This window comes from Sphingobium sp. TomTYG73 (genome assembly GCF_055394245.1).
The window spans coordinates 711,366-723,567 of sequence record NZ_AP027339.1 but is presented as its reverse complement, the minus strand read 5'-3'; the positions used below and the strand labels follow the sequence as shown (position 1 = coordinate 723,567).

At 59.8% G+C, this 12,202-nt stretch carries 15 protein-coding genes and 1 tRNA gene; 9 read left to right on the top strand and 7 right to left on the bottom strand.

Features of this window, described 5'->3' with window-relative positions:
* Positions 1-4: 4 nt before the first annotated feature.
* The 5 genes from cyoC to ACZ5TH_RS03715 are packed head-to-tail and all read left to right on the top strand — an operon-like array spanning position 5 to position 3,596.
* Positions 5-649, top strand: coding sequence for a cytochrome o ubiquinol oxidase subunit III (cyoC, locus tag ACZ5TH_RS03735; protein WP_464794655.1), 645 nt, complete (start codon positions 5-7; stop codon positions 647-649).
* Positions 646-1,035: a cytochrome o ubiquinol oxidase subunit IV gene (gene cyoD, locus ACZ5TH_RS03730; protein WP_464794654.1), complete on the top strand. Its 390-nt coding sequence runs from the start codon at positions 646-648 to the stop codon at positions 1,033-1,035. Before cyoC ends, cyoD begins: the two co-directional genes overlap by 4 nt.
* Entirely contained in the window at positions 1,032-1,748 is a 717-nt protein-coding gene (locus tag ACZ5TH_RS03725; protein WP_464794653.1) for an SURF1 family protein, read from the top strand. Before cyoD ends, ACZ5TH_RS03725 begins: the two co-directional genes overlap by 4 nt.
* Positions 1,745-3,073, top strand: a complete 1,329-nt coding sequence (locus ACZ5TH_RS03720) for an ATP-binding protein (protein WP_464794652.1) — start codon at positions 1,745-1,747, stop codon at positions 3,071-3,073. The genes ACZ5TH_RS03725 and ACZ5TH_RS03720 overlap by 4 nt, the downstream gene beginning before the upstream one ends.
* Positions 3,063-3,596, top strand: coding sequence for a response regulator transcription factor (locus tag ACZ5TH_RS03715; protein ID WP_460987877.1), 534 nt, complete (start codon positions 3,063-3,065; stop codon positions 3,594-3,596). The genes ACZ5TH_RS03720 and ACZ5TH_RS03715 overlap by 11 nt, the downstream gene beginning before the upstream one ends.
* Before the next feature lie 8 nt (positions 3,597-3,604).
* On the opposite strand, the gene ACZ5TH_RS03710 is transcribed toward ACZ5TH_RS03715, so the two are convergent.
* A tRNA-Gly gene (locus ACZ5TH_RS03710) sits at positions 3,605-3,678 on the bottom strand.
* A gap of 223 nt (positions 3,679-3,901) precedes the next feature.
* On the opposite strand from ACZ5TH_RS03710, the gene ACZ5TH_RS03705 reads away from it, so the two are divergent.
* Together ACZ5TH_RS03705 and ACZ5TH_RS03700 are read left to right on the top strand one after the other, a co-directional pair.
* Positions 3,902-5,866, top strand: coding sequence for a hybrid sensor histidine kinase/response regulator (locus ACZ5TH_RS03705; protein ID WP_464794651.1), 1,965 nt, complete (start codon positions 3,902-3,904; stop codon positions 5,864-5,866).
* Between the two features lie 149 nt (positions 5,867-6,015).
* Positions 6,016-6,936, top strand: coding sequence for an alpha/beta fold hydrolase (locus ACZ5TH_RS03700; RefSeq protein WP_464794650.1), 921 nt, complete (start codon positions 6,016-6,018; stop codon positions 6,934-6,936).
* Here the strand turns inward: ACZ5TH_RS03700 and ACZ5TH_RS03695 are convergent.
* From ACZ5TH_RS03695 to epsC, 3 genes are all read right to left on the bottom strand, one after another.
* Positions 6,919-7,863 carry an NAD(P)H-dependent flavin oxidoreductase gene (locus ACZ5TH_RS03695; RefSeq protein WP_464794649.1) on the bottom strand — a complete coding sequence of 315 codons (945 nt, stop codon included), beginning with the start codon at positions 7,861-7,863 and terminating at the stop codon, positions 6,919-6,921. The genes ACZ5TH_RS03700 and ACZ5TH_RS03695 overlap by 18 nt on opposite strands.
* Before the next feature lie 92 nt (positions 7,864-7,955).
* The gene (locus tag ACZ5TH_RS03690; RefSeq protein ID WP_449471930.1) at positions 7,956-8,300 is read right to left on the bottom strand and encodes a DUF2794 domain-containing protein; all 345 of its coding nucleotides are present in this window, start codon (positions 8,298-8,300) and stop codon (positions 7,956-7,958) included.
* On the bottom strand, positions 8,300-9,022 hold the full coding sequence (gene epsC / locus ACZ5TH_RS03685; RefSeq protein ID WP_464794648.1) for a serine O-acetyltransferase EpsC: 723 nt from the start codon (positions 9,020-9,022) through the stop codon (positions 8,300-8,302). The genes ACZ5TH_RS03690 and epsC overlap by 1 nt, the downstream gene beginning before the upstream one ends.
* Before the next feature lie 156 nt (positions 9,023-9,178).
* Here epsC and ACZ5TH_RS03680 point away from each other — a divergent pair, with 156 nt between their 5' ends.
* Positions 9,179-9,952: a sulfite exporter TauE/SafE family protein gene (locus ACZ5TH_RS03680; protein WP_449471927.1), complete on the top strand. Its 774-nt coding sequence runs from the start codon at positions 9,179-9,181 to the stop codon at positions 9,950-9,952.
* A gap of 39 nt (positions 9,953-9,991) precedes the next feature.
* The gene (locus ACZ5TH_RS03675; protein ID WP_464794647.1) at positions 9,992-10,918 is read left to right on the top strand and encodes a hydrogen peroxide-inducible genes activator; all 927 of its coding nucleotides are present in this window, start codon (positions 9,992-9,994) and stop codon (positions 10,916-10,918) included.
* A 3-nt stretch (positions 10,919-10,921) separates the two neighbouring features.
* Here the strand turns inward: ACZ5TH_RS03675 and ACZ5TH_RS03670 are convergent, their stop codons facing one another.
* The 3 genes from ACZ5TH_RS03670 to pgsA are packed head-to-tail and all read right to left on the bottom strand — an operon-like array spanning position 10,922 to position 12,189.
* A complete protein-coding gene (locus tag ACZ5TH_RS03670; protein ID WP_464794646.1) occupies positions 10,922-11,365 on the bottom strand; it encodes a molybdenum cofactor biosynthesis protein MoaE in 444 nt (147 codons plus the stop codon).
* Entirely contained in the window at positions 11,362-11,622 is a 261-nt protein-coding gene (locus ACZ5TH_RS03665; protein ID WP_464794645.1) for a MoaD/ThiS family protein, read from the bottom strand. The genes ACZ5TH_RS03670 and ACZ5TH_RS03665 overlap by 4 nt, the downstream gene beginning before the upstream one ends.
* Before the next feature lie 3 nt (positions 11,623-11,625).
* The gene (pgsA, locus tag ACZ5TH_RS03660) at positions 11,626-12,189 is read right to left on the bottom strand and encodes a CDP-diacylglycerol--glycerol-3-phosphate 3-phosphatidyltransferase (protein WP_464794644.1); all 564 of its coding nucleotides are present in this window, start codon (positions 12,187-12,189) and stop codon (positions 11,626-11,628) included.
* Positions 12,190-12,202: the final 13 nt, after the last annotated feature.

Here is a 12,202-nt window from a genome sequence, read left to right as displayed (position 1 = left end):
GCACATGGCAAGCGCACCCACCGTAGACGCCGCTTTCCTCGACAAGGACGGCAACCCGCTCTTCCATCTGGAACATGAGCCCCACCATCCGGAAGGCTCCAGCACCATGCTGGGCTTCTGGATCTACCTGATGAGCGATTGCCTCATCTTCGCCTGCCTGTTTGCGACCTATGCGGTGCTGGGCGGCAGTTATGCGGCGGGACCAAGCCCGAAGGACCTGTTCGACCTGCCGCTCGTCGCGCTCAACACCGCGATGCTGCTTTTCTCGTCCATCACCTATGGCTTTGGGATGCTGGCGATGGAAAAGAACCGGGTGGCCGCGACGCAGGGCTGGCTGGCCATCACCGGCTTGTTCGGCCTCGCCTTCCTGTCGATCGAACTATACGAATTCGCGCACCTCATCCATGAAGGCGCGACCCCGATGCGCTCGGGCTTCCTGTCCGCCTTCTTCACGCTGGTCGGCACCCACGGGCTGCACGTCACCTTCGGCACGATCTGGCTGGTGACGCTGATGGTGCAGGTTGCGAAAAAGGGCCTGATCCCCGCCAACCAGCGCCGCCTCATGTGCCTGTCGATGTTCTGGCACTTCCTCGACGTCGTCTGGATCGGCGTTTTCACCTTCGTCTATCTCATGGGGATGCTGCGATGAGCGCGCACGACCACAGCCATCACGACGCCCATCATGGCGACGCCCACGCCCATGGCACCTTCGGCAGCTACATGATCGGCTTTGGCCTGTCGGTCATCCTGACGGCCATCCCCTTCTGGCTCGTCATGACCGGCGTGCTGGGTGACAAGCAGTTGACGGCATTCGTCATCCTGGGCTTCGCGGTCGTGCAGATCGTGGTTCACATGATCTACTTCCTGCACATGAACACCCGTTCCGAAGGGGGCTGGACGATGCTGGCGCTGATCTTCACGATCGTGCTGGTCGTCATCACCCTGTCCGGTTCCATCTGGGTCATGTATCATCTCAATCACAATATGATGCCGCAAATGGATATGAGCGTGCATGACATGAGCCAGATGCCGTGACAGGTCACGCGCCCCGCCGCCCATCGGCGGGGTTCCTGATCCTTTTCTCTTTCGCCGCCGCTCTGGCGGTTGCGGGTTTGGTCAGCCTTGGCGTCTGGCAAATCCATCGCCTCGCCTGGAAGCGCGACCTTATCGAAAAGGTCGAAAGCCGCGTCCACGCCGCGCCTGTCCCCGCCCCCGCATCGGCCAGTCCGGACGATGCCTATCGTCGGGTCATCGCGACCGGCCATTTCCAGCATGACCGCGCGACTTTGGTGCAGGCTTCCACCGCGCGGGGGGCGGGTTTCTGGGTACTCACGCCGCTCATGACCGATCGCGGCTTCACCCTGATCGTCAACCGCGGCTTCATCCCGCCTGATGCGCGGAATAGCTATTCACGGCCGGAAGGGAGCGTCCAGATTACAGGACTCATGCGCCTCACCGAACCCGGCGGCGGTTTCCTGCGCAGCAATGATCCCGCCGCGAACCGCTGGTATTCACGCGACGTCACCGCCATCGCCGCAGCGCGCCAGCTTCGCCCGCCCGTCGCCAACTATTTCATCGACGCCGAACGCAGCGGCGCGCCGGGCGCTCTTCCAATAGGCGGCCTCACCGTCCTCACCTTCCCCAACAGCCATCTTTCCTACGCCCTCACATGGTTCGCGCTGGCGGCGATGGCGGCTGGCGCCTACATCTTCGTCATGCGCCATGAATGGAAGGGAAAACGGTCTTGAAGCGGTGGCTTTCCACCGGCGCCCGCCTGTTGCCCAGCCAATGGCCAGCGGACGCAGCAGGGCGCAAGAATATGGCGCTGCTCGCCCAGCTTCGCTGGATCGCGATCGCCGGGCAGGTCGCGACGATCCTCTTCGTGCATTGGGGCATGGGGATCAGCTTGCCTGTCGCCGCCATGTTGCTTGTGGCCTCGATCGGGGCAGCAGTGAATGTCGCCACCTTCGCAACGCTGCGCCGCCGTACCGACGTTGCGCATATCGAGCTGTTCCTGGCGCTCGTCTTCGACGTGCTCTTGCTGACAACCCAACTGTATCTCAGCGGCGGCGCGACCAATCCCTTCATCGCCCTCTACCTGCTTCAGGTCGCGCTGGGCGCGGTGCTGCTCGACCGTTGGAGCATCTGGGGCATCGTCCTACTGTCGCTGCTCTGCGCTGCCATGCTGTCGCTCGTCTATCGGCCGCTGGAGCTTACCGACGCGCTGGAGGGCCGCCTTTTCGACCTCCACATCCTCGGCACCTGGATCTGCCTCGCCATGATCGCGGTGCTGCTGGTCCTTTTCATGAGCCGCGTGACCCGAAACCTCCAGGCTCGCGAAGCCTATCTCGCCCAGCTACGCCAGCAGGCGGCGGAGGAAGAACATATCGTCCGCATGGGCCTCCTCGCCTCAGGTGCGGCCCATGAACTCGGCACCCCCCTCTCCCAACTCGCGGTCGTACTAGGCGACTGGCGCCACATGCCCGAAATCACTGCGCACCCCTCGCTTCTCGAGGAGGTCGGCGAGATGCAGGCAGCCGTCCAACGCTGTAAACAGATATTGACAGGCATTCTCATTTCCTCCGGCGAAGCCCGAGGCGAAGCTCCAAAAGTCACGCCAATTCGCGATTTCATTCTTGAAATCGCCCAAAGCTGGCGCTCCACCAACCCCACCATCCCCCTCCGCTGCGATTTCGGCCCCCACGATTACCCCCGCATCATCGCCGATCCCGTCATCCGCCAAGCCATCACAAACCTCCTCGACAACGCCCGCGAAGCTGGCGCCACCTACATCGATCTTCTGGTCGGGCGGGACAGCAACTCGCTCAACATCGCCGTCCGCGACAATGGCAAGGGCTTCAGCGATCAGATGCTCGCGGACTTCGGCAAACCCTACCGCTCCAGCAAAGGCAAACAAGGCAGCGGCCTCGGCCTCTTCCTGGTCGTGAATGTGGTCCGGAAGCTCGGCGGCAACGTCTCCGCCAGCAACGGCGCAGACGGCGGCGCGCTCATCCTGCTCCGCCTCCCGCTCAGCACAGTCGCCTTCGAAGAGGAGTTGCCCAATGGAGGATGACCGGCTGCTGGTCCTTGTCGAGGATGACGAAGCCTTCGCCAAAACGCTCAAGCGCTCTTTTGAACGGCGCGGCTATCAGGTCCTGACCGCTGACAACCATGCCACCCTTCTCGCCCTGCTCGAGAAACACCGTCCCCACTATGCAGTAGTCGATCTCAAGCTCGCATCTGAGTCCGGCCTGGTTTGCGTCCAGACGCTTCATGCCCATGATCCTGACATGCTGATCGTCGTCCTGACCGGCTTCGCAAGCATCGCGACCGCTGTCGAGGCGATCAAACTCGGCGCCTCGCATTATCTCGCCAAGCCTTCAAACACGGATGACATCGAAGCAGCATTCGCCCGGTCGACCGGCGACCCATCGACGCCCCTCGCCCCACGTCCGACATCGATCAAGACGCTCGAGTGGGAACATATTCATGAGGTGTTGAAGGACAGCGACTTCAACATATCCGAAGCAGCGCGTCGCCTCGGCATGCATCGCAGGACGTTGGCAAGAAAGCTCGCCAAGCGGCAGGTCGGCTGATGCAGGAATGGAGCGGGTGAAGGGAATCGAACCCTCGTCACTTGCTTGGGAAGCAAAAGCTCTACCATTGAGCTACACCCGCGACGCCGCCGGGATTAGCGGCTGATCCGGGGAAGGTCAACGACCTCCCTCAGCCCCGGCAAAAAGCTCCCCGCATGGCCTCTTCTCCCAAACCCCTCAAAAATATGCGTTAGTTAATAGAGCGATATAGGCTGAGTGACAGATTGACGGCTCACCAACGGAACGATGAACCGTTCGGGGTGTTTGTCCGTTTTGATAAGATACAATAACTTAATGGGGAACTTATGAACACGGCGGCGCCGGAGGACTCTGGAAACCGCTTCGAATTGCTTGTCCAGAGCGTTACTGATTACGCGATTTACATGCTCTCAACCAATGGCACGATCGTTAGTTGGAACGCAGGAGCGCGCCGGTTCAAGGGATATGAGGCCGAAGAGATTGTCGGCCAACATTTCTCCCGCTTCTACACCCCGGAAGATCAGGCGGCGGGCATCCCTGCCCTTGCGCTCGAAACCGCGGAGCACGAAGGGCGGTTCGAAGCCGAAGGATGGCGCGTGCGCAAGGATGGCGGGCGCTTTTGGGCAAGCGTCGTCATCGACCCCATCCGCGACCCCGCAGGCAAGTTGATTGGCTTTGCCAAGGTGACGCGCGACCTGACGGAACGGCGGGTGGCCGATGAAGCGCTACGGGCAAGCGAAGAGCGCTTCCGCCTGCTGGTGGAAAGCGTCACCGACTATGCGATTTATATGCTCGACCCCGTGGGCACCATCACAAGCTGGAACGCGGGCGCAGAGCGATTCAAGGGATACACCGCAGACGAGATACTGGGCCAGAATTTCTCCCGCTTCCATTCGGAAGAAGACCGCATGGCCGGGATACCATCCCGCGCTCTTGAAACAGCAACCCGAGAAGGGCGTTTTGAAGCGGAAGGATGGCGCATTCGCAAGGACGGGTCGCGCTTTTGGGCCAACGTCGTCATCGACGCCATTCGCAATCCCATGGGCCACCTCATAGGCTTTGCCAAGATCACGCGCGATCTGACCGAGCGGCGGGAATCTCAGCTAGCACTGGAAGAAGCGCGTGAAGCCATTTTCCAATCGCAGAAGATGGATGCGATCGGCAAGCTGACGGGCGGCGTCGCTCATGATTTCAACAACCTGCTCGCCGTCATCATGGGAAGCCTGGACCTTGCAAGGCAGCGGCTACAAACCGGAGCCGACATTTCGCGCTATATCGACAATGCGATGACCGCGGCCGATCGCGGGGCCATCTTGACCCAGCGCATGCTAGCCTTTGCCCGGCGCCAGGAGTTGAAATTGGCCAGCATCGATTGCATCGCCCTGGTGCGAAACATGGCCGGGTTGCTGAAATCGACCTTGGGCTCCACTGTGACAATAGAGACTCGTTTCCCCCTGTCCCTCAGCGCCGCGCATGCAGACCCGGCGCAGCTGGAACTGGCGCTGCTGAACCTTGCCGTGAACGCTCGCGATGCGATGCCGGGCGGCGGCCGGATCATTGTTGAAGGTGCCGAGGCTCATCTTACGGCGGAACAACGGCCTGATTTGCCCTGTGGTCATTATGTCCGCCTTTCGGTCATCGACGAGGGGGAAGGCATGGATGAACATACCCTCGCTCGGGCTCGTGAGCCGTTCTTCACCACCAAAGGCGTAGGCAAGGGCACCGGCCTCGGCCTTTCCATGGTCCACGGCTTTGCCCAGCAGTGCGGCGGGTCGCTGATCATCTCAAGCGAGCCGGGACAGGGCTCGACTGTCTCGCTCTGGCTCCCAGTGGCTGCTGATGAGATCGACGCGGAGGAGGACGAGTGCCAAAGCCCGACCATCGTTGAGCCCACAGATCAGCCGCTTGTCATATTGGCGGTCGATGACGATGACTTGGTTCTCACAAATACGGCGGGCATGCTCGAGGAATTGGGACATACCGTATTTCAGGCAGGGTCAGCAGTTGATGCTCTACGAATGCTGACCGAGGGCGACGTTGATCTTGTCATCACCGACCACGCAATGCCTCATATGACGGGAGCGCAACTGGCGGACGCCCTGACTGAAAGCCATCCCGGCTTGCCCGTCATCATCATCACGGGATATGCTGAACTGCCCACCGGCGCCACAAAACGGCTGAGGCTCGACAAGCCATTCAAACAGGCCGATCTAGCGCGCATGGTGGCCTTGGCCCATCATGATCGGGCCGCTGACCGGGTGATTCCGTTTGGGCGATCAGAAGGCTTTTGATCGACCCAATCATTTCTTCAGCATCTCCCACTTTGGTACGCTAAGAGCGGGCACCCCGCTCACTATCACCATCAATTTTCTCAAAAATGCTGCTATAATGATTAAGTTATGATGCTGGCCGTCCAGAATCGCGGAGTGCTCCCGAGGACATGAATATCACCCCAAATTTTGCCAGCCCGCTTGGCGAATGTCCGGACAACGTCGCCACCCTAAGCCCGACATCACATTTCTTCACTTCGCTGCGCACTCGCCTGCATTATGTGGATTGGGGGAACCGCTCCGCTCCCACCTTGATCCTGTTGCATGGCGCCCTGGATCATGCGCGTAGTTGGGATTGGACGGCCCGGGCACTCGCGCGTGACTTCCATGTCGTGGTTCCTGATCTTCGGGGCCATGGCGACAGCGCATGGTCTACCGAAGGCACCTATCTGACGGCGGACTTCGTCTATGACCTCGCCCAGCTAGTGGAGCAGGTTGGGCGGGACAAGGTTGTTCTGGTGGGCCATTCGTTGGGAGGGTCTATCGCGTTGCGCTATGCGGGGCTCTTCCCGGAGCGCGTCGACCGCCTGGTCGCGATCGAGGGGCTGGGCCTTTCCCCCGAGAGGCTTAAGGACAGGGCAGCCCATCCCGCACCCGATCGCTGGCGCGAATGGATCGAGCAGCGCCGCGCGAGCGCTCGCAGGCAGCCGCGTCACTATCCCACGCTCGAAGCGGCAGTCGCGCGCATGCGGGAACGGAACGACCACCTGTCAGGAGAACAAGCGCTGCATCTGACGGTTCATGGCGTGAACCGCAATGAAGATGGCAGCTATGATTGGAAGTTCGATCCATATCTTCGCCAAACGCCGCCGCAAGACATGGTTGGGGATGATCTACCTCAGTTCTGGTCGCGGGTTCACTGCCCCGTACTCCTTTGCTTGGGTCTGGACAGTTGGGCATCGAATCCGGTGAATGACGGCAGGGCAGCGCACTTCCGTGATGCGCGACTGGTAGAATTTGGCGAAGCCGGACACTGGTTGCACCACGACCGGTTTGACGCATTCCTTGCAGAACTACGCGCCTTCCTTTGACTGGAAGGATGCAATGGCATCAAGGTACTGCGCCTTCAATTGCTCTATGAATGAAGCGGCGGGCTGAATTTCCTCGACCGCGCCAATGCCCTGGCCCGCCCCCCAAATGTCGCGCCAGGCCTTTTTCTCGTCCTCCGCCATAGCGGCGATATCCATGCCGGCGGCATTCGCCAGCGTGTCGGGGTCCAGCCCGGCTGCCGTAATGCTCGGTCTCAGGTAATTGCCATGAACGCCGGTGAAGTGATCCGAATAGACGATGTCGGCCGCGCTACTGTCTACGATCATTTGCTTATATTTGGGGTCGGCGTTCGCTTCTTCCGTCGCGATGAAAGCAGAGCCGATATAGGCCAGATCAGCCCCCATCATGCGGGCAGCCGCAATCGCTCGGCCGGTTGCGATCGCACCTGACAGGATCAAAGGGCCGTCAAACCATGCGCGGATTTCTTCAATTAGCGCGAACGGCGACAATGTGCCAGCATGGCCTCCTGCCCCCGCGGCAACCGCAATCAGGCCGTCTGCCCCCTTTTCGATCGCCTTCCTCGCGAACATGTTGTTGATGACATCGTGGAACACAAGGCCACCATAGCTGTGGACCGCTTCGTTGACGTCGGCACGAGCGCCCAGCGAGGTAATCACGATCGGGACGCGATATTTCACGCAGAGAGCCAAATCCTCCTCCAAGCGGGCATTTGTCTTGTGGACGATAAGGTTGACCGCGAAAGGCGCGTCATCCTCAGTCAACTCCCGGCGGAGAAGTTGAAGCCACTCTTCGAACACGCCTGAAGGCCGTGCGTTGAGCGAAGGGAAGGAACCCACGATACCAGCGCGACATTGCGCGATCACAAGCGCGGGCTGGGACACGATGAACATCGGAGACGCTATCAGCGGCAGGGATAAACGATCTTCAAGCAGCTTCGGCAAAGTCATCAATCGGCCTTATTCGTCGTTGGCTCTGGCACCCCTTATCGGCTGCCACCTTTGGTCTTCGCGATATCGGACACTCGCAATCAGAAACAGCGCTAATCCCGCACAATCTTAAGCAATCTGCGCTCGACGGGCGCAAGAATGCCCTGAAGTTCAGCACCTCGTTTTAGGATGCTCCCGGCCTCCCCGATCAGCGCCCACATTCCTTGCCGATGACGGAGCGAAGGCCGCTTCTCGATGCGATATTCCGGGCGTTCGGCGGCCCGCCGAAAGGCGGAAAAAACTGCTGCGTCATGGCCAAGATCAATCGCATAGTCACGCCAATGACCGGCGGACACCATCCGGCCATAAAGATCCATGATTCGTTGCAATTCCAGTCGGTCGAACCCCGTCTGCCCCATCGGATTGGCTTGAGATGGGAACGGGGTCACATTGCTCATCAGGCGCGCCCACGCTCCCGAAACAAGGGAATGTCGTCATCATGAGGCTCATGAGACCCTTCCTGTCGCTGCTCTAGCAGCTCTGCCAATCGCTTCTGCAATTGCTCGACTTCCTGCTGAAGCTGTTCCAGCTTATATTTTTCCGGATCATGGCAGTCGCTACAGGGCGTACCATAGGGCAGGAATTCACGCTGATAAGCGGTGACATCGACAACCATTTGCCGAGCCGGAATACCGACCATGGTTGCGCCATCGGGCACATTTTTCGTGACCACTGCGTTAGCACCCACGCGCGCGCGCGCGCCGACATATACAGGACCAAGCACCTGAGCGCCCGATCCGACGATGACCCCATCGGCCAGGGTCGGGTGCCGCTTGCCTGCAATGCCGTTCGCGGGATCGGTGCCGCCAAGTGTCACATTCTGATAAAGAGTGACATCGTCACCGATTTCAGCCGTTTCACCAATCACTGTAAAGCCATGGTCAATGAAGAACCGCTTGCCGATGCGCGCACCGGGATGGATGTCGTTGCCGGTGAGAAAGCGGGAAAAATGATTGACCGCGCGCGCCATGAAATAGAGCCGAAGGCCGTAGAGCCTGTGCGCAACGCGATGAAACCCAAGAGCCCAAACCCCCGGGTACAGGAGGATTTCAGCCCGCGAGCGCGGAGCCGGGTCACGCGATTTGACCGAGTCCAAATAACCAATAAGATTGCGCAGCATGCAGCGGCCCCTGAAAACCGAAGGCCATTACATAGGCCCGCGAGAATCCATTTTCCAGATGCGTGGCTATTTCGGCTTCTGACCATAAAACAGAATGTTTCTTGGAGAGCTATGATATACCAAGCAATGCGGTAGACAATCAACAGGGGCCTTTGAATGACCGATCCCGTCCTCGCTCATCTCAGCGAACTTCTACCCTTTATCCTGATCGGTTTCGGAGCCCAGATGATCGATGGGGCTTTGGGAATGGCGTACGGCGTGATTTCCAGCACCCTGCTTCTCGCATTGGGCGTGCCGCCAAGCAGAGCGTCCGCCAGCGTACACGCCGCCGAAACTTTCACGACCGCTGTCTCAGCCATAAGCCACATCGCCCACCGGAACGTGGATTGGCGGCTATTTTCACGCCTCATCATTCCCGGCGTCATTGGCGGCGTGACGGGAGCCTACATTCTTTCGAACATCGACGGATCAGTGATCAAACCTTTCGTTCAACTCTACCTGACCGCAATCGGCGTTTATCTGATCTGGCGCGGCTTTCATCTGCCACCTCATCCACGAGACCCGAAGTGGGTGGCGCCGCTTGGCCTCGTCGGCGGTTTCATGGACGCCTCGGGCGGCGGCGGCTGGGGGCCGATCGTTACTTCGAACCTCCTTATCCAAGGCTCCAGTCCTCGTCACACGATCGGCACGGTCAACACCGTCGAGTTCGTGCTGACGCTGGCGATCAGCCTCACCTTCATGCTCCATCTGGGCTGGGAGGCTTTCACGACCTACACCGTCGGTCTGTTGCTCGGAGGCATAATAGCGGCACCCTTTGGCGCAATGCTTGCCCGTCACGTCGCACCCCGGATGCTATTCACAGCGGTTGGTACAATCCTGACGCTTACATCCCTGTTCGGCGTAGCCAAATGGCTTGGATATATCGGGTGACGCTCTTATCTTCGGCTTTCTAATCGAGAAAGGCGATCGATGTCGAGTTACATGCCCACGCTGAAACAGCTGCAATATCTTGTTGCGCTGAAACAGCATGGGCATTTCGGCAAGGCAGCCGACAGCTGCTATGTCACGCAATCCACGCTTTCGGCGGGTATCCGCGAACTGGAATCGCTGATCGGCGTGATGCTGGTTGAACGGACGCGAAGGGTGGTGCGCTTCACGGCTCTGGGCGACCGTATCGTGGAGAAAGCACATCGCGTTCTCCGCGAAGCGGAGGAACTTGCGGCTATCGCCGAAGCCTCGGGCAAGCCGCTCACCGGCGAGTTGCGCATGAGCGTGATCCCGACGATCGCGCCCTTCCTGTTGCCCCGCCTGCTCCCCCGCCTGAGAGCGGACAGGCCCGAGCTCAAGCTTTACCTGCGGGAGGAGACGACGCAGACGGCGATCGAATCACTTCGTCACGGTAACGTGGACTGCGTCCTCCTTGCCCTGCCCTTTCCCACCGGGGAGTTGGACAGCGAAATGCTGTTCCAGGACCGGCTATATGTCGCATTTCCTCAAGATGATCCACGCGACCCGCCCGAGTGGGTGGCGCCTGACATGATCGATGAGACGAAGCTGCTATTACTGGAAGATGGTCATTGTCTGAAGGACCATGCTCTTGCCGCGTGCAACCGCCCCGAAATCCGTTCGAGCGCGATGATGATGGGAACTTCCCTCCATACACTGGTTCAGATGGTCGATAATGGCCTTGGTATGACGATCATGCCGGAAATGGCCATTACGGGCGGTATATTGGACCACACGCAGATAGCCGTACGGCCTCTGCGATCAGACCGATCGCACCGTGACATTGCTTTGGTCTGGCGCAAGAATAGTCCGAGGGAAAAGGAGTTTCGCCTGCTTGCCGAACTTCTGCGCGATGCCGCCGATTTGCCGCAATCCAGTGTAGCCGCCTGATCTTCAGCGGGTCCAATCGCGCGCCTTCGCCTCATCCTCGACGCGCGCCTCCACCCAGGCGGCCGCTCCATCGGCAAAATGCTCCTTCTTCCAAAAGGGCGCGTCAGACTTCAGCCAATCGATCAGAAAGGCGCAACTTTCCAGCGCGGCCGCCCTATGACGCGAGGCCGTGCCGACAAAAACGATGTGTTCGCCTGGCTTGAGCTTTCCAAAGCGATGAATCACGCGCACGGCCAAAAGTGGCCAACGCGCGGTCGCTTCGTCGACTATCCGCTCGACCTGAGCTGCCGTCATCGCCGGATAATGCTGAAGCTCGAGTGAAACTAGCGCGTTGTCGCCGCGCACGACCCCTGTGAAACTGGCAACGCCCCCACCTCCGGCGGCTTCCAGCATGGCCAGCTCGGCGCCCACGTCGAAATCCTCCGTCTGGATGGCAACGCGGTTCATCCGCCAGTGACCGGGGGAAAGATCGCCAGCTCCTTCGCTTGCCCGATCAACGTTTCGAGTGGCACAAAGCACTGATCCAACGCTGCGCGCAGCCGCCCAGTATCACCGAACGCCTCAGCATAGCGGCCTCCACGTTCCGCAAGCTGCGCAATCAAATTTGCGACACTCATATCGGCGTCAGGCCGATCGACCTGTTCACCATCGCAGCCGATGATTTCTCGCACCCAAGCGAAATAGAGGATTTCGAGTTTAACCACGCATCAGTCCATATGCTTGATACCGACCCGCAGATAGTCCCAACCGGTGATCAAAGTCAGTATTGCTGCGGCCCAGAGGGTCACGATACCCAGCAACTGAACCAGGGGAAATGCGGGCACCGCGCCCGCCAGGATCAGGGCTCCAAGAGCTATCAATTGAAATGCGGTTTTCCACTTGGCCAGGCGGGACACCGGCACCGAAACCTGAAGTCCTGCCAGAAACTCGCGCAGCCCAGACACGGCGATTTCACGCAACAGAATGATCATGGCGGCAGCGATGTGAATACCCGCGATGTCGCGAGTGGCGGCCAACATCAGGATGACTGCGCCAACCATGATCTTGTCGGCGATGGGATCCAGAAAAACGCCCAGCTTCGAAACGGTCCCTTGGGCTCGCGCCAGATAGCCATCGAAATAGTCGGTGATGCCCATCAGGCAATAAAGCCCGAAGGCAAAGGCATAGCCGGTCGTCCAGCGAGCGCCGACCTCTGCGGGCCAGAGCAACGCGACAAGCAACGGGACGGTCAGTATCCGCGAAAGCGTCAGCAGATTGGGCAGCGTCAGCATGGCGGCGGACTGC